Origin of the sequence: Streptomyces sp. NRRL F-5755 (assembly GCF_001279365.1) — a bacterium.
GTDB lineage: Bacteria > Actinomycetota > Actinomycetes > Streptomycetales > Streptomycetaceae > Streptomyces > Streptomyces rimosus.
In genome coordinates, this window is the sequence record NZ_LGCW01000266.1 from 17822 (window position 1) to 40610 (window position 22789).

The window sequence follows — 22789 nt, forward strand, 5'->3', positions numbered from 1 at the left end:
AAATGGCGGTCGCCCCCGTCGCCTCAAGTCGGCAACTTTACGTCGCGGAGGTCCCGGCGACCCAATCAGGTGTGTCACAACTCCGTGATAAGGAGATGACCATGACTGACGCCTCTGTCCACATTGCCGCGAATACGCGCTACGACTCCATGGAGTACCGCCGCACCGGGCGCAGCGGCCTCAAACTCCCCGCCGTCTCCCTGGGACTGTGGCACAACTTCGGTGACGACCGCACACTGGCGTCCCAGCGGGCGATCCTGCGCCGCGCCTTCGACCTGGGCATCACCCACTTCGACCTGGCGAACAACTACGGCCCGCCGCCCGGTTCGGCCGAGCTGAACTTCGGAAAGATCTTCGCGCAGGACTTCCGGCCCTACCGCGACGAGATCGTCCTCTCCACCAAGGCCGGATATCTCATGCACCCCGGGCCGTACGGCGAATGGGGTTCGCGCAAATACCTCCTCTCGTCGCTGGATGCCTCGCTGAAGCGGATGGGCGTCGATTACGTCGACATCTTCTATTCGCACCGATTCGACCCGGACACTCCGCTGGAGGAGACGATGGGCGCCCTGGCGTCCGCCGTCCAGCAGGGCAAGGCGCTCTACGTGGGCGTCTCGTCGTACTCCTCCGAGCAGACCCGCGAAGCCGCCCGCATCCTGCGGGAGATGGGCATACGGCCGCTGATCCACCAGCCCTCGTACTCGATGATCAACCGCTGGACGGAGGACGACGCGCTGCTGGACACCCTGGAGGCGGAAGGCATGGGCTGCATTTCCTTCGCGCCGCTGGCCCAGGGCCTGCTGACGGACAAGTACCTGAACGGCATTCCGGAGGGCTCGCGCGCCTCCCAGGGCAAGTCGCTCGCCCCGGGGCTGCTCTCGGAGGACGTACGGCGGCGGCTGCGCGGCCTGAACGACATCGCCGCGCGCCGCGGCCAGTCGCTCGCCCAGCTGGCGCTGTCCTGGGTGCTGCGGGACGAGCGGATGACCTCGGCGCTGATCGGGGCGAGCAGCGTGGCGCAGCTGGAGGCGAACGTGGCCGCGGTGGGCGCCCCGAAGATCACGGACGAGGAATTGTCCGAGATCGAGGAGTTCGCGAAGTCGACCGACGGTGTGAACATCTGGGCCAAGCGCGGCTGATTCTGTTCGGTCTGCGACGCCTTTACGGAACACTCCCTACCTTCCGTAGAGACGTTCGCACGTTCCGTGTACGAAACCCGCCCTGGCGTGATCATGGCGAGATCCATACCCGGGCACAAAAAAGCGGGCCGGTCCGTGGGGGGGATACGGACCGGCCCGAGGGGGGGTTTCCACCATAACCCCGCCGAGGGGGTGCTCCGTGCAACTTCGGGTGGAACGGCGCGCCCGGATTTTGGATCAAGACGCCGCCGCGCCCCCCAGAAGCACCCCGAGAAACGCTCCGATGATCATGAAAGGGCCGTACGGGATGGCCTGTTTGAGCCCATCATCACGGCGTTCCGCGCGTCCGGCGCGCCGCAGCAGGACCCCGCAGCCGTAGAGCGCGCCGAGCAGCAACCCCGCGAACGCGCCAGTGATCAGAATTGCCCAGCCGTACCACCCAAGAGTGACCCCCAGCCCGATCGCCAACTTGACGTCCCCCAGCCCCATTCCCGCCGGATTGACCAGATAAAGGACGAAATAGAACCCGGCGAGGGCGAGCCCTCCGAGCATTGCCCCGCCCCACGACCCGGCCGCCTCGGTACCGAGCGCCGCACCCCCCAGCAGGAGCACCGCACCGCCTGCCAACGGCAGGGTCAGCACATCCGGCAGCCGCCGCACGCGCCAGTCGACCACGGCGAGCAGCACCGCCACCGGGGCGGCCGCCAGCCAGGCCACCAGCTCGGGACGGGGACCGGTGGCGGCGGCCAGCAGTACGCACACCACCGCCGTGACCAGCGCGATCGGCACCACGCGCGGCCCATACGGCCCACACGAACGGCAGCGCCCCACACCCAGCCACCCCCGCCACGGACCGACAACCGGATGCCCACCCGGACAGCGGACCCGCCACGCCTCCCCCGGCTCAACAGCCAGCCGATAAGCAGGCCGCGGCACGAGCACCCCGGCCGCGGCCCCGTACACGGCGGCAAGAACCATCAGCATCACAGCCACACGGCCGACCCTAGGCTGATAAAACGCTCCCCATGACCCACTGGCAGAACGGATCAGGAACGCTCCGCTTCGTACAGGGGGGTGGCGGGGAAACGACGGGGGCGGAAGCCGTTGGGGTGGGCGAAGCCGGTGAGGGCGGGAAGGGGGTGGCTGGAATCTCGGCGGCAAGCGGGCCGGGGGCGCCCGGCGGGCCGGTGCCTCCCCACGCCCCAAAGGCGCCCGGCGGGCCGGTGGCCCCCTGCACCCCAGTGGTGCCCTCCGGCGACACCGCGCCCCCCGGCCGGGCGGCGATCCCCCTGGAGATCGCCGCGTCCTACCGCGCGCGCAGCCGCGGCCTCCTCGGGCGCGACGGCATCGACGGCGCCCTGCTCCTCACCCCCGCGAGCGCGGTCCACACCTTCCGTATGCGCTTCGCGATCGACGTCGCCTACCTCACCCGGGACCTCACCGTGCTCACCGTCCGCACCATGCGGCCGGGACGGCTCGGGCTCCCCCGTCTCCGCGCCCGGCACGTCCTGGAGGCGGAGGCCGGCGCGATGGCCCGCTGGGGCCTGCGCCCCGGCGTACGCGTCACGGTCGACACCCCCTGATCTTCCCGTACTTCGGTCCTCCACCCGCTCGACAGCTCGGCACCGCCCCACGCCGCATCAGCTGGTGGCTCGTCTCCCTGCCGCGGGCCGGCCTCTCCCAGGGCAGGAGCAAGCAGACAGGCCCGCGTGATGCGCTTCCAGCTGATCGCGCGTGATCGGTGCGAAAACGACCATAGGGCACATACCCGCATATGTACTATCTTCCAGCGCCAACCAGCCGTCCGACTCCGCGCAATTACCCCTTCCAGTCGGCAACCGGCGCCGACAACCGCGAGATGGCGCCTCCGCGCCGTCAACCCAGGCATGACCGCGCCGCGCCGCACGCATGATCGAACGCCGCCCCCGCTACGCGGTGCCCCCGCGCAGATACCGGCTCACATCACCGACAAGCCGCATCCGGACACGCCGCTCCACAAACCGCCACCGTCCGCCCCGACGCTCGAACCGATCCCGGTACCGACCGGCGGCGATGACCTGCAACGGCAACTAGGGCAACGCCTGCAACACAGTGACGTACGACCGCGCGTCCGCCGTACCGGCCCGCTCGTCGACCTCGATCGCCACATTGGACGTGACGTGCTGGGTCCGCGGCGCACCGTCGGCGTAAACGATCAGCGCGTCCCTGAACATCCGCTCCATCGCCTCGGCCCCCTGACCGGCGCGCCGATCCCGATGAAGGTCGCATCGGCCGGCAACACGCCGAGCCCGGCGAAGCCACTGTCGTCCATGAGCTCGGCGTAGCGCGCGATCAGGTTCCCGATGGACCGGTGGCCGGGTGCCGGGTCGGGCGCGATGGACATGGCCGTACCTCCAAGGCGTCGGGATCCTCAGCGGTCGATCACATCACCTCGGGCGGCCCGCAGCAGCCCTCCGAGAACCTGAGGGCTGGTGACGATGACGGTGGACGGTTCATCACTCTCGCGAAGAAGCACGGTCCTGCCGGCGGCCTCCGCGAGTTCGACACAGTTGCTCGCGTTGCCGCTGTAGGAGGACTTCTGCCAGCCAAGCATGGACACGGTTGAGGTCCATCCTTTCGTAGCCGTCGGCCTAAGCGCGCACCAAGCCTTGCACATCAGGCCCGCTTAACAGTCGATAGTTCCGCCCTGGACGGCCCGCAGCAGCCCTCCGATCACAGCAGAGCCGGCAGTGACAACTATGGACGGCTCATCACTCTCGCGAACCAACACTGCACCATCAGCACCCACCGCGAGCTCCAAGCAATTGTTGCCTTCGCTGCTGTGGGACGACTTCTGCCAGCTAAGGGAAGACAAGGGACCGCCTCTTTCAAAGCTCGCTGATGACTTGATGAAGAAGCTCACGATACGCGGACTCTTGAAGTGCCACGTCCTCGAAGCAACGCATGAAAGTGCGGTACTTCTCCAACTGGTAACCCGCATACACGTACTCAGGTCCATGCTCGAAGTCCAACTGCACCGTGTCCAGTTGCGGAACCGCCCGAAGACGTAGAGCACCGCCCGACCGGCACCGGGAAAGATCCCGGCCGAGTAGGGGGTCACGAGCACGGTGACGTGTAACAGCTCGCTCAACTCGGCTACATGACAGAGCCGTTCCTTGGCAACTCGTCGGCCGCCGAACTGCATGTGTAGCGCCGCCTCGTGAATGATCGCCTTGAGGGGCGTCGGGTCATCACCGTAGAGCATCTCCTGCCGCTTGATCCTGCGGGAGACGCGATGCTCGATCTCCGGAGGAGACAGCGCGGGAATGGACTGCCGAAAGATGATCCGCGCGTAACCGACGGTCTGCATCAGCCCAGGCAGGTGAGCAATCTGCGCCGTACTGATCGACGTAGCGCGGTGCTCCAGCTCGGCGAGATCGAGTAGCCCCGACGGCAGCAATTGCCCGGTACTCGTCCCACCATTGCCGACCATGCCCCACCGTCATGTCGGCGAGAGCAGCGATGTACGCCTCATCCACACAGCCGTAGTGGTGCGCGAACATACGTACCCGCTCGGCACTCACCCCGAAGCGCCCGGACTCGACGCTGCCACTCGCTCGCCGAACTCAGCGGCCACGCACACGTATGCCGACGACTGGGACTGGTACGCACTCGATCCGAACTGCCTCGGAGCGGACGGCAAGATTGTGTGGTGCGAGCTGTACCGCTGAGCCAATCGGTCAGTCGGCTGCCGTCAGGGCGTCCGGCCTGGCAGCTGTGACGACGGGCTCGGGCGCATTCGGCGACTGACCCGCTGCCGTACGGGCCTCCGCCCTGCGCTGCAACACCCCCGCCCACAGCGCCGCGAGCATCGCTGCCACGCCGACCGCCGCGCCCACCCAGGCCACCGACGTGTAGCCGAAACCTGCGTCGATCGTGAGGCCGCCCAGCATGGGAGTGAGGGTGATGCCGACGTTGAAGGCGGAGGTGTTGACGGCGGGAGCCAGGGTGGGGGCGTCCGGGGCGAGGGTGAAGACGCGGGACTGGACCACCGGGTTGGTGAGGTAGCCGGTCAGGCCGAGGGTGAAGATCAAGGCGATGGTCGCGGGCAGGTTCGTGGCCGTCAGTGCCAGTAGTGCGGAGGCGATCGTCAGTGCGCCGATGCCGAGGAAGAGGGTGCGCAGGGGGTGGCGGTCGGCGGTGCGTCCGCCGAGGGTCATGCCGAGGAGGCCGCCGACGCCGTACAGGGCGAGTACGGCCGGTACCAGCCCGGACGGCAGTCCGCTCACTTCGGTCAGCAGGGGTGCGAGGTAGCTGAACGTGACGATGGCGACGCCGAAGCTCAGGGTGGTGAGGAGGTAGGAGACCCATAGGGCGGGCCGGGCCATGGCTTTGAACTCCCGGCGGGGGGAGGGGAGTTCGGCGTGCGGCGCCCGACCGGCGGGCAGTACGGCCAGCAGGGCGAGCAGGCTGATGACGGTCAGGGCGAGCACGGCCCAGAACGCCGCGCGCCATCCCACGTGCTGACTCAGCACCGTGCCGGCCGGTACGCCGACGATCGTCGCGAGCGTGAGGCCGGTGCCGACGACCGACAGCGCCTTGCCCTTGGCGCCGGCGGGCACCAGGCTCACCGCCGTCGCGGCGGCCACCGCCCAGAAGCCCGCGTACGCGAAGGCGCTGACGACCCGCGTCGCGAACAGCACCCCGTAGCCCGGGGCCAGGGCACCGATCACGTGTCCCGCGATGAAGACGAGCTGGAAGGCGATCAGTGCGGTCCGGCGCGGCATGCGCAAGGTGGCCACGGCGAGTACGGGCGCGCCCACGACCATGCCGATGGCGAACGCGGACACCAGCAGTCCGGCGTCGGGGATGGAAACTCCGAGGTCGGTGGCCACATTGGGCAGCAGCCCCGCGAGCATGAACTCGGAGGTGCCCTGGGCGAAGATTCCCAGGCCGAGGAGGTGGACGGCTATGGGTATGGCTTTCACGTGCTTCTGCTCCTGCTCCGGTTTTCGGATACGGCGCGGGCGTAATCGCCCGGCGTTATGTATTGACCAGTCCAAAACGAAGGCACAAGAGAAGGCGGGCCGCCTAGCGCGTCGGCCCGCCCCTCACAAAGCCGCCATGACCCCCTCCACGACCCCGCGCAGCGCGGTCCGGCCGGCCCCGCAGCGCGCCGAGACGCGCAGACCGCCGACGGCCGCGATGACCAGGTGCGCGAGGGCACTGACGTCCTTGTCCGCGGCGATGTCGCCGTCCCGCTGCCCGGACGCGAGCGCCGCGCGGATCACTTCCAGCCGCAGCCGGTAGTCCCGGGCCAGTTCGCCCGCGACCTGCTGGTCGCGGGCCGCGACTTCGACGGCGGTGTTGACCACCAGGCATCCCCGCCGGTCGTCCTGGTCGCCGCACTCCTCCTCGACGACCCGCTCAAGGTGCGTACGGATCTTCTCCCGTACCGGCAGATCGCTCTCCATCAGCGCGAACAGTTCACCGTTGCGCTCGCCCATGTAGCGGCCGAGCGCCCGCTCGAAGAGGTCGTGCTTGCTCTTGAAGGTGTTGTAGATGCTGCTGCGGCCGAGGCCGGTCGCCTCGCACAGGTCCTGCGTGGACGTGGCTTCGTAGCCGGCGGCCCGGAACGCGTGCATCGCCGCGTCGACCGCCCGCTCCTCGTCGAACTTCCTGGGGCGGGGCATGGGGATGACGGTACAGGTATTGGAACGCTCAGTTCAATACGAGTGGCCGACCCCATGCCCGGCGGCCCGGCCTACTTCAGGTGCCGGACGAAGAACCGCGCCGCGTCGTCCCCCGCGAACCGCGGGACGCCGGTGTGCCCGCCCATGTTGGCGTGCAGGGTCTTCTCCCTGGAGCCGAAGGCGTCGAACAGGTCCAGGGCCGCCTGCCGGTCGTTCCTCTCGTCGTCCCACTGGAGCAGGACATGCAGCGGAATGGTGACCTGCCGGGCCTCCTCGAACATCGCGCGCGGCACGAGGCTCCCGGCGAAGAGCCCGGCGGCCACGATGCGCGGCTCGACCACCGCCAGCCGGATGCCGATGGAGATCACTCCCCCGGAATATCCGACCGGGCCGCCGATCCCGGGGAGGGACAGGAGGGCGTCCAGGGCGGCCTGCCATTCCGGCACCGCCTCGTCGACCAGCGGGAGGACGAGAGCGTCGACGATCTCGTCGGTGACCGGCTCGCCGGCCTCCATCGCCCGGCGCAGGTCGGCGCGGGCCTGCTCGGCGGCGGGCCGGCGGGGCCGATCGCCGCTCCCGGGGAGCTCGATGGTGGCCGTGGCGAAGCCCTCGGCCGCGGAGTGCCGGGCCCGGTCCACCAGTCGGGGGTACATCTGGCGCAGTCCGAGGGGAGGGTGGCCGAGGAGGATCAGCGGTGCAGGTGCGGGTGCAGGTGCGGATTCGGAATCGGATGCAGGTCCGGATGTGGATGTGGATGCGGATCCGGGCGTCCACAGAATGCCGGGAATCTCACCGAGGATGAATTCGCGTTCGAGGACGCCGTCGTCGAGACGCCGCTCAGAAATGAAGCGCACGGTCGTGCCTTTCGGGAGTGCTCGGAGGCGGCGCTCCCGGACGACGACCTATCGTCCGACCGTGACCCCGGAGGGGAGCACCCATGTCGATACGTTCACGGGTACCACCTCCTCATTTCCTCGCACGGCCTCCGGAAAAGTAGCAGTAGTGGCCGTACTCCGCCAACGAATTTCTCCGCCCTCGTGTACGCGGAGAGCTGCCCCTGGTGTCCCCGGAGCTCTAACGCCCCGCCCGCGGAAAGCTCACCTCCACCCGCCGATTCTTCTTCCGCCCGTCCTCCGTCCCGTTGTCCGCTATCGGGTACTCCTCGCCGTAGCCGCGGATCTGGAAAGTGATCGTCGGGCCGAGGGCCTTGGCCAGTTCACGCTGGACGGCGTTGGCGCGGTCCTTGGAGAGGACCAGGCCGTGGGCGGACGTGCCCAGGTTGTCGGTGAAGCCGAAGACGCGCAGGTTGGTGGCGTGCTGTTGCTTGATTTCGGTGGCGATGGTGCTGATGCGGGAGAGCGCTTCGGGGGTCAGTTCGGCGCTGTCCTTGCCGAAGAGGACCTCGGCCTGGAGGGCGAAGGTCACGTTGGCGTTGGTGTCCTGGCGCCGCTCGGCGCCGTCGTCGGTCTCGACGATGGACTTGATGTTGAGGACCTTGGCGGGGGCGAGCGTGGCGCCCTGGACCATCCGCAGGTCCGGGTCGCGCGGGTCGATCTTCACCGGGGCGGTGGTGTCCTCGGAGACGCCGGGCGGGTCGTCGGCGCGGGCGGCGGTCGGGCCGAGGGTGACGGCCAGGAGGAGGGCGGCGGCCGTGGTGACGGCGGCGCGTGCCGTACGGGTCCTGGTCCCGGACGTGGTGGCCATGGGTCAGTCCGAGATCGTGACGGTGGCGGGCGGCAGGGTCGGCAGCTGGAAGTCGACCTCGGTCACCTTTTCCGGCGGGGCCGGGAACTGGGCGAACAGGGGCCGGCTCTCCCCGGGTTTGAGGCCGCTGAGCCCGGTCGTACACAGGCATTCGCCCTCGGTGTCGCGCAGCACCAGGTAACGCTTCTTGCCGGCCTTGTCGACCAGGGTGGCGCCGGAGACGGAGGAGCGCGAGCGCATGCCGGTCTCGTTGGAGCGCCAGTTGATCGCGTTGAAGATCTTGGTGCCCTTGTTGGTGACCGTACCGCTGACCGTGACGAAGCCGCCGGAGTCGCGGACCGCGGAGTGCAGGGTGACGACCACCCCGTCCGGGCCCTTCATCTCGCCGATGGCCTGGGTGGTGTCGGCGGCCGGGGTGCCGCGGCCGGTGTGCTTCGGGGCGGCGGCCCGTGTCGGGGGTTTGCCGTCGTTCGCGCCGCCGCCGTCGTCCCCGCCGCAGCCGCTCACGACGAGAGCGAGCCCGGCGGCGATCGCCGCGGCGGCCACTCTCCTGGCCTTCGAAGGGCGCCCGGTACTCATGGATGCGATTCCCTCTGCTCGTCGTCGGCTGGTCATTCGGCAAGGCGTACGGAGAACAGGTCGGACGCTTCCGGCAGCTCGCCGCGCGGGTCGGCGGGGTCGATCGTCCACTTCTTGCCGTGCTCGCAGACGAGGTCGAGGGGAGGGCCGGGCGCGGGGCCGTCGCCGGGCGCGGGTTCCCCGGCAGGCGGGTCGCCGTCCTCGTCCTGGCCCTGGCCCCCGCTCTGGCCCTGGTCCCCGCCCTGACCCGTACCGGGCGGCCCCGGCTCCCGCTGCGGACCCGCGGCGCAGCGCGGCTCCACCACCGCCTTGGCCCGCGCCGACGCGTGCTTGCCCTCGGTCCCCGGAATGACCGAACGGCCCACCGTCTTACGGGTGTCGGCCCGGACGGCGAACGACGTGGGGTACGAGCCGGGGGTGCACGTCGCGTCGGCGTCGTTGCGCCCCGCGAACCACTGGGCGTTCGTACACGCCTCGTCGCCGGGTACGCCACGGCCGTCGAGGAAGTCGCGCCAGGGCGCGCCCGTACGGACCGCGTCCAGGAGCTTCGTGGTCAGCTGGTCGCGGTACTTCTGCCCGGCCGCGAGGGCCGCCGCGTCGGCCGCGGTCTGCGCGGAGTTGCGTACCGCCGCGGCCTGACCGACCGCGAAGAACGCCAGGGCCAGGAAGAGCAGGCCCGCCACGGCCACGATGTAGACGGGGAACGCCTGCCCGGAGTCCCGGGCCCGTCGCGCGTCCCCTTCCGGCCCGGCGCGCCGCGCCCGCCGGCGGGACGCGCTCCGCGTCAGATGCCCACGACCTGGGAGATCTTGTTCGAGATGGCCGTGGCGATCTGGCTGCCGAAGTCCGTGGTCGACAGCACCAGTACGATCGCCACCACCACGGCGATGATGCCCAGGTACTCGATCGAGGTCTGCCCCCGGTCGTTCGTGGTCCGACCCCGGTCGTTCGAGGTCTGTCCCCGGTCGTTTCCGAACAACCGCTTCGCCATCGTGTTCCCCTCCATGGGCGGCCGGGCCGCTCCGGTCCGGATGGTCTGCCCCCGTGGTGTCGCCGCGCGAGCGGGCGCCGTACGGGCGGGCCCGGTTCGGACGGGCACCGGACGCCCGTGCACCGAACGTGAGCACACTGCGCACACACACGCTCGCGACACGAGAAACGTACGCCGGAACACCGGTCCCGGAACAGGGCACACGGCCCCATTCCTTTCCCGGTGAACCGAGTTGAAGCATCGGGGGGCCCTTCGGGCCGTCCGGTCCGCCCGGCAGCGCCGTCCCCTCCGCCGCGCCCGGCTCTCCCGGTACGCCCGTTCGGTCCGACGGCATCGGTCCCACCCCCGCCCCGTCCTCGTCGGCAGCGCCGTTTCCGGATGTCCCGGTGTGCCCGGCGGTGCGGCCGGGGCCGGGGAACACATGGATGCCGACTGTGCCATATACCGTTGCGTACGCGAAGGGCGCACGCACAACAGGGGGCCGTTTCGAGACGCGGAAACCGCGTGTGCGGTATGTGAGTTGACGCACCGCCCGCGTAGCACCGCTCATTTGCCCATGATTGAGCCGAAGTCGGTGCCCGAGCCCAGGAAGAAGCCCGCGACCAGCAGGATCATCGTGCCGGGCACCATGAACGTGGTCACGACCACGGTGGCCTTGGGCACCGCGCGGGCGGCGCGGCGGCGGGCGTTCTGCGCATCGGTGCGACGCATGTCATCGGCGATCTGGATGAGCGTGTCCACGATCGGGGACCCGAGTTCCTCACCCTGCTGGAGTGCGGTGACGAACTGGGCCACCTGATCGGAGTCGTTGCGTCTGCGCAGTTCCTCGAACGCCTCGCGGCGGCTGACGCCCATGTCCATCTGCCGCAGGGTGATCCGCAGCTCGTCGGCCCAGGGACCCTCGTACTTGTCGGCCACCCGGTCCAGGGCCTGCCGGAAGCCCAGTCCGGCGCTGACCACGACGGCGAGCACGTCGAGGAAGTCGGGCAGGGTGCGTTCGATGGTGTCCTTGCGTTGGCGAATGGCGGCCCAGATGCCGACCTCGTTCCAGAAGAGGCCGAAGGCGAACAGCAGGAGGGCGAGCAGGAGCTGGGAGCGCAGCAGCATGACGAGCGCGCCGCCGAAGCCGAGGAAGCCGTAGACCGCGCGGCGGGCCGCGTAGCGGTCCACGGTGAGGCCGCCCGGGTTGCCCGCGAGATCGATGCGCCTGCGCACCTTGGCCACTCTCTTCTCACCCATCAGGCGTAGGACGAGTGGCGCGTAGCGCATGCCCATCCGGTCCACCGCCGAGCCGACGACGGTGGTACGGGAGGACCCCATCTCCAGGGCGACGGCGATGTCCGGGGGCAGCCTGGCCTCGCGGCGGTAGAGGGCGATGCCGTAGCAGATGCCCGCGACGGAGAGGGCGAGCGCGAGGGCCAGGAGGAGGCCGGTCGTTCCGATTCCCATGGGTGGGTGCCTTCTGGAGGGGAGGTGCGGCGGGCGCGGTCAGACGTCGATCTTGGAGATGCGGCGGATCACGAAGAAGCCGACCGCGTACAGGACACAGGCCACGACCACCGCGGCCTGCCCCAGGAACGTGGCCGTCATCCGGTCGATGGCCCCGGGCGCGATGCGGTCCATCAGCAGCAGCGTGCCCAGGCCGAGAAACGGCACGACGTACGCCGTGACGACGACCTGGGAGAGCTGGGTGCGCACCTCGCGCCGGGTCTCCTTGCGCTCCTCCAGGGTCTTGGTGAGGTTGCGCAGCGAGCCGACGACCGTGCCGCCCGCGCGGTTGGACAGCACGAGGGTGGTGACGAGGACGACCAGTTCGCGCGAGGGCAGGCGGGCGGCCAGCTCGTCCAGGGCCTCGTCGAGGGAGTGGCCGACGGCGAGCTTGTCGGAGACCTTGGCCAGTTCCTCGCCGGCCGGCGCCTCCAGCTCCTCCGCCGCCATGCCCAGGGCGGTGCGCAGGGCCAGCCCGGCCTGGGTGGCGTTGGCGAGGATGCGGGACAGTTCGGGCAGCTGGTTGATGAACCGCTCGATACGTTTCTGCCGCTGCCAGTTGAGGAAGGCGTACGCGGCCCAGACCGCCGCCAGCGCGGCGATCGGCCCGAAGAAGGGCGCCAGGACCGCCTGGGCGACCAGCCACACCCCGGCGACCACGGCTAGCAGGCAGACGAAGAACTCGCCGGGGGTGACGTCCAGGCCGGTGGCGGCCAGCCGCAGTTCGAGGCCGCGGCCGAGGCGGGTGGCGCGCAGCCGGCGGTCGACGCCCGTGAAGCGGCGGCCGCGGCCCGTCCGGGGCAGGCCGGGGTCGTCGGAGAGCCGGTCGACGAGGGCCTGGTGGCGCTCGCGTCCGGTCGCGTACAGCCGCAGGCCCACCACGGCCAGCACCGCGCAGAGCAGCGTGGTGCCGAGGGTGAGCAGGGCGATGCTGTCCAGGGACATGGGGTTACGTCCGTCCTCCTGCTGCGGGCTGCGGGCTTGCGGGCGGTGGGACTACGGGGCTGTCACAAGACCTCTCGGGTGGCGAGCCGGCCGTCGGTGGCGGCGACGCCGAAGGCCGGGGGTACGGGTTCGTCGGCCAGGTAGAGGCGTTGGGCGACCCGGCGCGGCAGCGGGAAGTAGCGGAAGCGGCCGCGTACGGTGCGGTCGGCGCCGCTGGGCTCGGCCTCGAAGCGGCAGACGGTGGCGAGGCGGTAGTCGGCGTGGCCGTGCGAGTCCAGGATGGCGATCTCGCCGATCCGGCGGGAGCCGTCGGCGTGCCGGGCGATCTGCACGATGCAGTCGACGGCGCTGTTGATCTGATCCCGCAGCGCCTCGAAGGGGACCTTGACGTCCGACATGGAGGCGAGCGTCTGGAGACGCATCAGGGCGTCCTCGGCGCTGTTGGCGTGCACGGTGGCCAGCGAGCCGTCGTGGCCGGTGGACATCGCCTGGAGCATGTCCAGCGTCTCGCCGCCGCGGACCTCGCCGACGATGATGCGGTCGGGGCGCATGCGCAGCGAGTTGCGTACGAGGTCGCGGATGGTGATCCGGCCCTTGCCTTCCACGTTGGGCGGCCGGGACTCCAGGCGGATCACATGGGTCTGCTGGAGCTGGAGTTCGGCGGCGTCCTCGACGGTGATGATGCGCTCGCCCTCCGGGATCAGCCCGGAGAGGGCGTTGAGCAGGGTGGTCTTGCCCGCGCCGGTGGGCCCGGAGACCACGACGTTGAACTTGGCGCGCACCAGCGCCGCCAGCAGCATCACCATCCCGTCGTCGAGCGTGCCCATGCCGATCAGCTCGGGCAGCGTGTAGGCGCGGGGGAAGCGGCGGATGGTGAGGGTGGCGCCGTTCAGGGCGAGCGGCGGGATGATGACGTTGACGCGCTCGCCGGACGGCAGCCGCGCGTCGACCATCGGATTGGACTCGTCCACCCGGCGGTTGACGGTCGAGACGATGCGCTCGATGGTCTGCATGAGCTGTTCGTGGGAGGCGAAGCGGACGGGTACGAGTTCCACCCGGCCGTGCCGCTCCACATACACCTGGTCAGGACCGTTGACCATGATCTCGGTGACCGAGGCGTCTTCGAGCAGCGGTTCCAGGACGCCGAGGCCGAGCGCCTCGTCCACCACCCGGCGGATGAGCTGCGCGCGCTCGGCGGTGGACAGGACCGGGCCCTCGCGGCTGATGATGTGGCCGAGAACGCGCTCCAGGCGGGTGCGGCGCTCGGCCGCGGCCAGCGCGGACATCTCGGCGAGGTCGATCTCTTCGAGCAGCTTGGCGCGGTAGACGGCGACGAGATGGCCGTCCTCGCGGCCGGACGGCGGGGCCTCCGGCGCGGCGATGCGGGCTTTGAGGCTCATGGGGCGGTCGTTCCTCCGGGTTCCGCGGGCAGGGCCATGGTGGCGGTGCGGGTGGCGTGCCAGGGGCCGACGCCGGGAAGGAGGGTCGGGATCTCGACGGTGGCGGTGGCCTGTACCTCGTCGCCGCCCTCGGTCGCCACGACCACGGCGTCCGCGCCCGCCCAGTCGCTCATGGCCGCCTTGCCCGCCGCGACCGGGCTGGTCTTCCGGTCGGCCTCGTCCAGGGTGGCCGTACGGGCGGCGGCGCGCGCTCCCGTACCGGCCTGCTGGACGGCGTACGCGGCCAGGCCGAGTTGCACCACGGCGAGGGCGATGAGCAGCAGGATCGGCAGGAAGCCGAGGAATTCGATGGAGATCTGGCCGCGGTCGTCGCGCCGGACGCGCGGCCTGCTGCCTCTGCGGGCGCGTACCGTCCCCCTCATGTCCCCTCCTCCTCCGCCGCCCCCGCCGAACCCGTGACCGTCCCCCACGGGAAGTCCGCGACGCCGGGGAAGAGCACCGGCACCTTGAGCCCGATCCGGGCGGTGAACAGGCCGCCCTGCGCACCGCACGTGATCTCGGCGCCGCCCTGCCAGGCACCGGGCAGGTCCTTCTTCGCCGCCGCCGCGCAGGCGCCCGCGCCGCCGGTCCGGGTGGCGGTGCCCGCTCGCGCGCCTTTGTCCGCCGCGTTGGCGGCGAGCGCGTACGTATAGCCGATCAGCACGAACTGCCAGACCACGGCGAGGGCGATGAGGATCAGCGGCGCGAGGCCGAGCAGTTCGACGGAGACCTGACCGCGGTCGTCGCCCGGCCGGGTGCGGCGCATCCCTCAGCCCTCCTCGTACGGATCGGCCGGGCCGTACGAGCCGGGCGCGCCCGGCTCCGCGGCGCCCGGTCCGGCCGTCAGCGCCTTGCGCCGCCGCCCGGTCAGCGACGTACGGGCGCGGTGGCTGCCCCGCCCCTGCCGTGCGGCGGGCGCGTCGACCAGGCCCAGCTCCCCCGCCAGCGCCCACAGGGCCTGCCGGACGGTGGAGCGGGCGTCCAGGTCCTGCATCCGGCCGGCGTCGACGTACGGCTGGAGCTCCTTGAAGCCGGCCGGTACGGGTGTGCGCGCGACGCGGGTGCCGGTGGCCTTGGCGACCAGCGGCGGCTGGATCTCGGTGTTGCGGGTGAGGCGGTTGACGACGGTGGTGGTGTCCTCGGCCTTGCGGATCTGGAGGCGGTCCCACAGCCGTACGAGGCGCTTGGCGGCCCGTACGGCAACCACATCCGGCGTGGTCACCAGCAGCGCCACGTCGGAGAGTTCGACGGCTGCCGCGTTGGCGGACTGCATCTGGGCGCCGCAGTCCACCACCACCAGCTCATAGCGCGAGCGCAGCGCTGAGAGGACCGTACGGGCGGCCCGGTCGTCCACCTCCTCCCCGCGCTCCCCCTCCTCCGGCGCCAGCAGCAGGCCGAGGCCGGTGTGGTGGGCGTGCACGGCGTCCTGGAGGACGCGTACGGAGATGTCCTGGATGCCCACCAGGTCGACGATCGAACGGCGGAACTGGACGTCCAGATAGGAGGCCACATCGCCGGACTGGAGGTCCATGTCCACCAGCGCGACGCTGCGCCCGGCGGCGCGCGCGGCAAGGGCCAGTTGGACGGCGGTGAGGGTCGTCCCCACGCCGCCCTTGGCGCCCGTGACGGTGACGAGCGTCCCGGCAGGCCCGGCCGCCGCCTCCTGGCCGCCGCCCAGGTGCACCCGTACGCCGGTCGCCCACTGGGCGGCGGCCTGCACCCGGGCGGCCAGTTCGTCGTAGCCGAGCGGCAGGCCGACGACGCCGCGCGCGCCGGCGTCCATGGCGGCGGCGAACAAGGCGGGACCCGCGTCGGCGGTGATCAGCACGACGCCGACCGCGGGGAAGCGCAGCGCGATGTCGCGGATCAGCTCCAGCGCGGGCACCGGGCCGATGCGCTCGTGGACGAGGACGACCTCGGGGAGTTCGTCCACGGCCGCGGACGGCGGGGCCGCGGCACCGGCCACCGACCGGGACGCGGCCTGGTCGAGGGCGTTGACCAGGGCCGTCGAGTCGGCGACCGGCGGCGCGGGCTCGGCGCCCGGCAGCTGGCCGATCAGCGAGGACACGGCACGGGCTGCGTCCGGTTCGCCGACGGCCGCGAGGATGCGGATGGTCACCTGTGCCTCCGGGTCATTTGTCGCCGTCGAGGGTGTAGGTGCGCTCGCCCGGCGGGATGGCGGCCTCGGTGCCGGGGGCGACCAGGGCGAGCCGTACGTGGGTGGCGAAGGACTCCGCGTAGGCGACGCGCTGGGCGTCCGCGGTGCTCAGCGCGAAGGTGATCGGCACCGCCTCGGTGGCGCGGCGGGTGCTGGAGGAGCGGGTGTCGCCGGGGTCCTTGTTCTCCAGCGGGGTCAGCTTGCCGCGGTCGATGACCTGCGCGTTGGCGACGATCACCTTGGAGACGGGCTTGTCCTCGGCGCGCTTGCCCTCGAAGGTGGCGTAGATGTTCACCCGCGCCCCGGGGTTGATCTTCCCGGCCACCCCGGTGGCCGCGTCGATCATGATGGCGATCTCCTGCTGTCCCGGCTTGAGCGCCGGGCGGTCGACGACCATGTCGTTCTGGAGGAGCGAGCCCTTGTGCAGGGGCGTGACGGTGATCTTCCCGCGTACCCGGGCCAGGTCGGTGACGGCGGTGTCCGGCAGCCAGCGCTCCGGTATCGCGACCTGCTCGAACTGGCCCGGATCGAGCGCCTGGTAGGCGGCCACGTCCGACTTGAGCCGGTACGCGGTGCGCTCGGGCCCGACCTTGGACTCCACGTCGCGGATCACCGACAGCACGCCGACGAACGCGCCGAGCGCGCAGAGGACCGACAGGAGCAGCAGGATCACTCCGCGGCGCTGGCGTGAGTTCATGAGTGCGGGACCTCGCTGGGGACGGGGCGGGCGGGGGCGGGTACGGCCGGGGCCGGGCGGGGCGGTTCGCACGGGTGGGGGTCCGGCGCGCGGGTGCCGGGCGGGGCGGGTACGGATGGGTTCGGTACGGGCCGGTCGGCCGTGCGCCGTTGGCTCAGCGTGCCCGTACGGCCGTCCGGCGGCCCGGCTCGGGCCCGGGGACGCCGGCCGGTGCGACCGGGGCCAGACCGCGCCGCCGCAGCAGGGAGGAGGCGGGCGTGTCGGCGTCCGGGCCGGGGAGGGAGCGCGCGGACCGGTTCGTACGGCGCGCGGCGCCCGGGCCCGCGCCCGCGGTCGGAGCGGCGGACGGCGCGCAGCAGAACGCGCACCGGTCGCCGATGAGTTCGAGACCGCACCAGCGGCACTCCTCTCTCCGTACGGACGCCACGAGCTGGTAGAGCACCGAGAGATCCGGGATGGCCGCCGCGAACTCGGCCAGCTTGCGAGTGCCCCACCAGGCCGCCGACTCGGCGGGCAGCGGGACCTCGTACGTGCCCTGCACCTGCCAGGAGCGGGCCAGCACGCCGCCGACCCAGTCGCCGGCCAGCTGGCCGCGCGCGTGGACGAGGCGGGTGGCGAAGCCGGGCGGGCGCAGCCCGGCGTCGGCGGCCCGTTCGGCGTGCCGGTCGAGGTGGACGAGGTGCGCTTCGGGGTTGGCGAGCACGGCGAAGTGCGTACCGGGGACCCAGGAACGCAGGTGGGAGCGCAGATCGGTGGCGACCCGGTCGAGCCGGGCCACGCTGCCCAGCAGGGCGCCCGCGTGCACGTAGTGGGCCAGCAGGCGGGCCGCGCAGGCCAGCAGGCCGGGGCTGAAGTCGCACAGCGACAACTGCCGGAGCTGGTGGCCCAGTACGGCGAGGCCGAGCGGCGGCAGGTCGACCGGCACGATCGCGAACCGGTCGCTCTCCAGGACGGCGCGCAGGGTGTGCAGACGGCGTACGTGGTCCGGCGGGCAGGCCGTGGAGTAGAGGGCGACGAGGTGGCCGTGGTGTTCCAGCACCGCGCCCAGCTCGGTCAGCGCCTCGTCCAACGGCTGGGCGTGCGGCGGGCGGACGACGACGGCGGCCGGGGTCTGCCGGTCGGTGGCGGGCAGCGCGAGGTCGGCGCTGGTGACTGCAATCGCGGTCGGCACGTCGCGTCCCCCACTGCGCTGCTGGCGCTGTCGGCACTGCTGTTGGCTCATGGCGCTGTCGGCACTGCTGTTGGCTCAGCACCTTATCCACGAGTTCCGCCCCGGAGAACATGTTCCGGGTTACTCGGTCCCCGTCTTGGCATCTCCTTTTCCCCGTCGCTCCCTTCTCCCGTCCCGGCCCCGGGGAATTCCGTGTTCCGCGCGACCTCTTGACACGGACATTGGTCTGGACCACCTTGTACGCCAGCACGACGCACCACGTGCAACACCAGCACCACAACAGCTCAGGGGCCCCTGAACGCGCAGCAGAACCACCAAGCTCAACTCCCCCCACGGAGGCACCAGTGGTACGCGCACGATCAGGAAGAGCAGCACATCCGGAACGACGTACAGGACGTACGGCACGACGCGGCGCGCGGGCGCTCGCGGGCCTCGCCGCCGCGGCCCTGACCGCCGCCGGCGTCGTCGCGGCCGGCACCGCCGACGCGTCCGAAGCCACTGTGTCCGCCACGGCGCAAGCCGGCCACTCCCCCACAGTGGCCCGCACCGCGGCCGTACCGAAGCACGCCGTCACCGGCTACTGGCAGAACTTCGACAACGGCGCCACGGTCCAGAAACTCAAGGACGTGGACGACGCCTACGACATCATCGCGGTGTCCTTCGCGGAGGCGACCAGAAACTCAAGGACGTGGACGACGCCTACGACATCATCGCGGTGTCCTTCGCGGAGGCGACCGGTGCGCCCGGCGCCGTCGGATTCCACCTCGACCCGGCGGTCGGCTACGGCTCCGCCGACGAGTTCAAGGCGGACATCAAGGCCAAGCAGGCGGCCGGGAAATCGGTGATCATCTCGGTCGGCGGCGAGAAGGGCGCGGTCTCGGTCGGCAACGACGCCTCCGCGAAGAACTTCGCCGACTCGGTCGGCAGGCTCATGGACGAGTACGGGTTCGACGGCGTCGACATCGACCTGGAGAACGGACTCAACTCGACTTATATGACGAAGGCGCTCAAGGCCCTGCATGCCGCGCACAGCGGTGTGGTCGTCACGATGGCGCCGCAGACGGTCGACATGCAGTCGCCGCAGAACGAGTACTTCAAGACGGCCCTGGGGATCAAGGACTTCCTCACCGTCGTCAACATGCAGTACTACAACAGCGGCTCGATGAACGGCTGCGACGGCAAGGTGTACGCGCAGGGCACGGTGGACTTCCTCACCTCGCTCGCCTGCGTCCAGCTGGAAGGCGGGCTCGCCCCGTCGCAGGTGGGCATCGGCGTACCGGCGTCCTCGCGCGCGGCGGGCGGCGGGTACGTGGAGCCGTCCGTGGTGAACGCGGCGCTGGACTGTCTGACGCAGGGCGAGAACTGCGGCTCGTTCAAGCCGCCGAAGACCTACCCCGGCCTGCGGGGCGCGATGGCCTGGTCCACCAACTGGGACGCGGCGAACGGCAATGCGTTCGCGGGGCAGGTGGGGGCGCATGTGCATGGGATGCCGTAATCCCGTAGGTGCGTGATCCCGTAGGTATGTGATCCCGTAGGTACGTGATCCCGTACGTACAGCGGAAGACCGGCCGCGCGGTGCTCGAAGCACTGCACGGCCGGCTCACGTTCTACGGGCCATAGACCGCGTATGCCTCCCGCGCCGTCACGGCTTGGGCAGTACGCACCCCGCCCGCCCCAGGTCCAGCTTGTTGCCGGTGCCGAAGCACTTGGGGATGGTGTAGATCTCCTGCGCGTAATTGATGCCCTTGCGCACGGTGACCTTGCCGTTCTCGTCGACCTCGCACGGGTTGTTCATGGTGCAGCGGCCGCCGTTCTCGTTGCCCGTGTTGTTGATGGCGGCGACCTTGCCGGAGGCGGTGTCGATGACGGGCGACCCGGACGTACCGCCGATCGTCTTGCAGGCGGGGGTGTAGCGCACGGAATCCTTCATCACATAGCCCCCCTCCTTCAACTGGTACACGAATCCGTCGATGTTGCAGGAGTACGTCTTCTTCCAGTAACCGGACACGACGGTGATCCCGGCGCCCTTGGTGGGGTGGGTGGTGGCGATGTCCAGGGCCTTGATGCCGTAGCGCTGCTTTATCTGGGCGTAGGTGGAGGAGAGTTCGTAGAAGGACACGTCGGTGTCGGTCATGGTGGCGTACGCGATCTTGGTGGCGCGTACCGTGCCGAGGTTGCCGGCCGAGGCGCTGAGCACGGTGAAGCTGCGGCTGGACGGCTGGTCGACGACGACCTCGCCCGGGTCGGGCATACCGCTCTCCAGGCAGTGGCCGTTGGACATGACCAAAGCCGGATCGTTGTCGGCTGAGTTCGGCATCCGGACGATCGATCCCGAACAGTTGCTGAGCGCGACCGTGCCCGCGAAGGTGACGGCTTTCGCCTTGGGAGCCACGGCCTGCGCCACGGCCGCGAGCTGCGGTGCCGTCGCGGTCCGGGCCGCACCCCGGTCCGCCGCGTCCGATGTCGTGGCCGCATGGGCCGTACCGGCGGTGCCCGCGAGCGCCGTGGCGCCCAGGACGGCCGTGGCCAGGGCGCCGACGAGAGGTCTGTTCATGTGGGGGTCCTCTCACACTGGTGAGTCCGGCGTGGCGCCGGACTTGTCGTGCGCATTGTTGGGGCGGCACCGGCCCCTGACAAGAATCTTCCGGAAACCCGCGTGAATTTGGCGTGTTTGTGTCAACGGAAGGGATTGACCGAGGCATGCCAACGCCGAACACTGGCGCCGTCGCTCGCCTCACACCCCCACGGAGGACACCATGCGACGACCCCGAAGACGCGGCAGGCGGACCACCGTCCTCACCGCGCTCGTCTCCCTCGCCCTGGCCGCGCCCTTTGCCGCGCAGGCCGAGGACTCCCCTCGCCAGGACACTTCCGCCCGTACCGCCGTCGGCGTCGGCACCCCGGCGGCGGACACCGGCACACCCCGCCAGTACGAGATCACCGGCCCCGCCACCGCCGCGCAGCGCAGCGCGCTCGCCTCGACGGGCGTGTCCATCGACGAGGTGCACGGCCGCACCGTCGTCATCACCGCGGACACCGCGCAGGCCACACTCGTACGCAAACTCGGCTACCGGCTACGGGCCTTGCCCGCACCGCCGTCGGGCACCGGCGACCACGTCAAGGACTTCCCCTCCGGCTACGGCAAATACCACAACTACGCCGAGGCCACCGCCGAGATCAACGCCCTGGTGGCCAAGTACCCGGCCATCCTCAGCAAGCGCGTCATCGGCAAGTCCTACGAGGGCCGGGACATTCTCGCCCTCAAACTCAGCAAGAACGTCGCCCAGGACGAACAGGAACCCGAGGTCCTGTTCACCGCGCACCAGCACGCGCGCGAACACCTCACCGTGGAAATGGCGCTCTACCTGCTCAACGACTACACGTCCAAGTACGGCAGCGATCCGCGCGTCACCAAGATGCTCGACTCGCGCGAGATCTGGATCATCCCGGACGTGAACCCGGACGGCGGCGCGTATGACATCGCCAGCGGCTCGTTCCGCAGTTGGCGCAAGAACCGCCAGCCCAACAGCGGATCGGCGAACGTCGGCACCGACCTGAACCGCAACTGGGACTTCAAGTGGGGCTGCTGTGGCGGCTCCTCGGGCAGCACCGGCTCGGAGACCTACCGCGGTCCGTCCGCCGCCTCGGCCCCCGAGGTCAAGGTCGTCAGCAACTTCGTCCGCGGCCGTGTCGTCGGCGGCGTCCAGCAGATCAAGACCGCCATCGACTTCCACACGTACAGCGAACTGGTCCTGTGGCCCTTCGGCTACACCTACAACGACACCGCCCCCGGCATGACCCAGGACGACCGCGACGCGTTCGCCGCCGTCGGCAAGTCCATGGCCGCCGGCAACGGCTACACCCCCGAGCAGTCCAGCGACCTCTACATCACGGACGGCTCCATCGACGACTGGCTCTGGGGCAATCAGAGAATCTTCGGCTACACCTTCGAGATGTACCCGTCCTCCGCGGGCGCGGGCGGCTTCTACCCCCGCGACTCCGTCATCGCCCGCGAAACGTCCCGCAACCGCGACGCGGTCCTCCAACTCCTGGAGAACAGCGACTGCATGTACCGCTCGATCGGCAAGGAGGCGCAGTACTGCAAGACGGGGTGATCCCTCGCGTGACCGGGGCCGGCCGTGGGCGGGCCCCGGTCACGGCGTACCACGCCTGCTTCCCCACCCGGGACTTTCATCAGACGATTGCCCCATGGCGATCTTCTCCTCCCCGATCCGGCCGTGGCTGCTCCCCAGCGCCGCCCTGCTCGCCGCCCAGACGATCTGGGGCGCGCTGCGCTATCCGCACCTGCCGGGGCGGATACCGTGGCACATCGGGAGCGACGGAGTGGACGCCTGGGCGGACAAGTCGGTCGGCAGCGCGTTCGTGCTGGTCTTCGTGTACGCGGGCGTGACGGTGGTGACGGCCGCCGGCGCGGAGATGACGCTGCGGCTGACACCACGCGACGAGCTGACGGCCGCCGACACACCGTTCGCCGCACGGGCCGCCTCGTCCCTGACCAACAGACCCGCCAACCGGGCCTCGGCCCGCCGCCTCGCCCGCGCCGTACTCCTGCTCAACGCCTGCATCGGCCTCTCCCTCCTCGCGGGCTGCGGCCTGTTCTGGCGTTCCACGCCGGACCCGGACGTGCCCGGCTGGCTTGTCCCGGCAATGCTCGTGCCGATACTCGCCGGCACCGCGGTGACGATCGTCGCGGCCGTACGCGACCGGAAGCGGTGAGGGCGGCGGCACTGGCCGCCTGTGGCAGCGGCGGCACGAAGACCGGTAACGACGCGGACCAGGGCAGCG

General features: G+C 70.6%; 26 protein-coding genes and 1 pseudogene. 6 read left to right on the forward strand and 21 right to left on the reverse strand.

All coding sequences use genetic code 11. The features are described 5' to 3' along the window. Positions 1–95 precede the first annotated feature (95 nt). The gene (gene mgrA, locus ADK86_RS23685; RefSeq protein WP_420718878.1) at positions 96–1139 is read left to right on the forward strand and encodes an L-glyceraldehyde 3-phosphate reductase; all 1044 of its coding nucleotides are present in this window, start codon (positions 96–98) and stop codon (positions 1137–1139) included. Positions 1140–1376: 237 nt separating this feature from the next. Here the strand turns inward: mgrA and ADK86_RS23690 are convergent, their stop codons facing one another. After that, positions 1377–1931, reverse strand: coding sequence for a prepilin peptidase (locus ADK86_RS23690; protein ID WP_420718879.1), 555 nt, complete (start codon positions 1929–1931; stop codon positions 1377–1379). Between the two features lie 452 nt (positions 1932–2383). On the opposite strand from ADK86_RS23690, the gene ADK86_RS23695 reads away from it, so the two are divergent. Then, positions 2384–2722, forward strand: a complete 339-nt coding sequence (locus ADK86_RS23695; protein WP_324611411.1) for a DUF192 domain-containing protein — start codon at positions 2384–2386, stop codon at positions 2720–2722. A 486-nt stretch (positions 2723–3208) separates the two neighbouring features. Here the strand turns inward: ADK86_RS23695 and ADK86_RS44640 are convergent, their stop codons facing one another. From ADK86_RS44640 to ADK86_RS23710, 4 genes are all read right to left on the reverse strand, one after another. Next, entirely contained in the window at positions 3209–3352 is a 144-nt protein-coding gene (locus ADK86_RS44640) for an aromatic-ring-hydroxylating dioxygenase subunit beta (RefSeq protein ID WP_234345983.1), read from the reverse strand. Next, positions 3334–3522, reverse strand: a complete 189-nt coding sequence (locus ADK86_RS44645) for a hypothetical protein (RefSeq protein WP_234345984.1) — start codon at positions 3520–3522, stop codon at positions 3334–3336. The genes ADK86_RS44640 and ADK86_RS44645 overlap by 19 nt, the downstream gene beginning before the upstream one ends. Positions 3523–3549: 27 nt before the next feature. Continuing rightward, positions 3550–3732 (reverse strand): DUF397 domain-containing protein, encoded by a 183-nt coding sequence (locus ADK86_RS23705; protein WP_324611412.1) that lies wholly within the window; start codon positions 3730–3732, stop codon positions 3550–3552. Positions 3733–3804: 72 nt separating this feature from the next. Beyond that, positions 3805–4611 (reverse strand): DUF397 domain-containing protein, encoded by an 807-nt coding sequence (locus ADK86_RS23710; protein ID WP_234345985.1) that lies wholly within the window; start codon positions 4609–4611, stop codon positions 3805–3807. Between ADK86_RS23710 and ADK86_RS43890 the strand changes: the two genes are divergently transcribed. Next, positions 4610–4849 carry a hypothetical protein gene (locus tag ADK86_RS43890; protein WP_199834462.1) on the forward strand — a complete coding sequence of 80 codons (240 nt, stop codon included), beginning with the start codon at positions 4610–4612 and terminating at the stop codon, positions 4847–4849. The two genes, ADK86_RS23710 and ADK86_RS43890, sit on opposite strands and share 2 nt — an antisense overlap. Positions 4850–4858: 9 nt before the next feature. On the opposite strand, the gene ADK86_RS23715 is transcribed toward ADK86_RS43890, so the two are convergent. From ADK86_RS23715 to ADK86_RS23785, 15 genes are all read right to left on the reverse strand, one after another. After that, positions 4859–6097, reverse strand: coding sequence for a Cmx/CmrA family chloramphenicol efflux MFS transporter (locus tag ADK86_RS23715; RefSeq protein ID WP_053698433.1), 1239 nt, complete (start codon positions 6095–6097; stop codon positions 4859–4861). Positions 6098–6229: 132 nt separating this feature from the next. Further along, on the reverse strand, positions 6230–6811 hold the full coding sequence (locus ADK86_RS23720) for a TetR/AcrR family transcriptional regulator (RefSeq protein ID WP_053698400.1): 582 nt from the start codon (positions 6809–6811) through the stop codon (positions 6230–6232). Positions 6812–6882: 71 nt separating this feature from the next. Beyond that, positions 6883–7665: a hypothetical protein gene (locus tag ADK86_RS23725; protein WP_053698401.1), complete on the reverse strand. Its 783-nt coding sequence runs from the start codon at positions 7663–7665 to the stop codon at positions 6883–6885. Positions 7666–7885: 220 nt separating this feature from the next. Beyond that, on the reverse strand, positions 7886–8515 hold the full coding sequence (locus ADK86_RS23730) for an OmpA family protein (RefSeq protein ID WP_053698402.1): 630 nt from the start codon (positions 8513–8515) through the stop codon (positions 7886–7888). Positions 8516–8518: 3 nt separating this feature from the next. After that, positions 8519–9094, reverse strand: coding sequence for a hypothetical protein (locus ADK86_RS23735; protein WP_053698403.1), 576 nt, complete (start codon positions 9092–9094; stop codon positions 8519–8521). Positions 9095–9126: 32 nt separating this feature from the next. Further along, positions 9127–9882 carry a pilus assembly protein TadG-related protein gene (locus ADK86_RS23740; RefSeq protein ID WP_078952220.1) on the reverse strand — a complete coding sequence of 252 codons (756 nt, stop codon included), beginning with the start codon at positions 9880–9882 and terminating at the stop codon, positions 9127–9129. Next, the gene (locus tag ADK86_RS23745) at positions 9879–10085 is read right to left on the reverse strand and encodes a hypothetical protein (protein ID WP_234345986.1); all 207 of its coding nucleotides are present in this window, start codon (positions 10083–10085) and stop codon (positions 9879–9881) included. The genes ADK86_RS23740 and ADK86_RS23745 overlap by 4 nt, the downstream gene beginning before the upstream one ends. A 546-nt stretch (positions 10086–10631) precedes the next feature. Continuing rightward, positions 10632–11534 (reverse strand): DUF5936 domain-containing protein, encoded by a 903-nt coding sequence (locus ADK86_RS23750; protein ID WP_053698405.1) that lies wholly within the window; start codon positions 11532–11534, stop codon positions 10632–10634. Between the two features lie 39 nt (positions 11535–11573). Next, positions 11574–12518, reverse strand: coding sequence for a type II secretion system F family protein (locus ADK86_RS23755; RefSeq protein ID WP_053698406.1), 945 nt, complete (start codon positions 12516–12518; stop codon positions 11574–11576). Positions 12519–12580: 62 nt separating this feature from the next. Continuing rightward, entirely contained in the window at positions 12581–13918 is a 1338-nt protein-coding gene (locus ADK86_RS23760) for a CpaF family protein (protein ID WP_053698407.1), read from the reverse strand. After that, entirely contained in the window at positions 13915–14340 is a 426-nt protein-coding gene (locus ADK86_RS23765) for a TadE/TadG family type IV pilus assembly protein (protein ID WP_053698408.1), read from the reverse strand. The genes ADK86_RS23760 and ADK86_RS23765 overlap by 4 nt, the downstream gene beginning before the upstream one ends. Continuing rightward, on the reverse strand, positions 14337–14723 hold the full coding sequence (locus tag ADK86_RS44650) for a TadE/TadG family type IV pilus assembly protein (protein WP_053698409.1): 387 nt from the start codon (positions 14721–14723) through the stop codon (positions 14337–14339). Before ADK86_RS44650 ends, ADK86_RS23765 begins: the two co-directional genes overlap by 4 nt. Before the next feature lie 3 nt (positions 14724–14726). Beyond that, positions 14727–16076 carry an AAA family ATPase gene (locus ADK86_RS23775; RefSeq protein ID WP_053698410.1) on the reverse strand — a complete coding sequence of 450 codons (1350 nt, stop codon included), beginning with the start codon at positions 16074–16076 and terminating at the stop codon, positions 14727–14729. A gap of 13 nt (positions 16077–16089) precedes the next feature. After that, positions 16090–16812, reverse strand: a complete 723-nt coding sequence (cpaB, locus tag ADK86_RS23780) for a Flp pilus assembly protein CpaB (RefSeq protein WP_199834461.1) — start codon at positions 16810–16812, stop codon at positions 16090–16092. A 154-nt stretch (positions 16813–16966) separates the two neighbouring features. Continuing rightward, positions 16967–17983 (reverse strand): hypothetical protein, encoded by a 1017-nt coding sequence (locus ADK86_RS23785; protein ID WP_234345987.1) that lies wholly within the window; start codon positions 17981–17983, stop codon positions 16967–16969. Between the two features lie 344 nt (positions 17984–18327). Between ADK86_RS23785 and ADK86_RS23790 the strand changes: the two are divergent. Then, positions 18328–19478 (forward strand): annotated as a pseudogene (locus tag ADK86_RS23790) (chitinase). Between the two features lie 147 nt (positions 19479–19625). On the opposite strand, the gene ADK86_RS23795 reads toward ADK86_RS23790, so the two are convergent. Further along, the gene (locus tag ADK86_RS23795) at positions 19626–20537 is read right to left on the reverse strand and encodes a S1 family peptidase (RefSeq protein ID WP_053698412.1); all 912 of its coding nucleotides are present in this window, start codon (positions 20535–20537) and stop codon (positions 19626–19628) included. 202 nt (positions 20538–20739) lie between these two features. Here ADK86_RS23795 and ADK86_RS23800 point away from each other — a divergent pair, with 202 nt between their 5' ends. Together ADK86_RS23800 and ADK86_RS23805 are read left to right on the forward strand one after the other, a co-directional pair. After that, entirely contained in the window at positions 20740–22098 is a 1359-nt protein-coding gene (locus tag ADK86_RS23800; RefSeq protein ID WP_053698413.1) for a M14 family metallopeptidase, read from the forward strand. Positions 22099–22192: 94 nt separating this feature from the next. After that, positions 22193–22720 carry a DUF1648 domain-containing protein gene (locus ADK86_RS23805; protein ID WP_053698414.1) on the forward strand — a complete coding sequence of 176 codons (528 nt, stop codon included), beginning with the start codon at positions 22193–22195 and terminating at the stop codon, positions 22718–22720. The last annotated feature ends 69 nt before the right edge of the window (positions 22721–22789 follow it).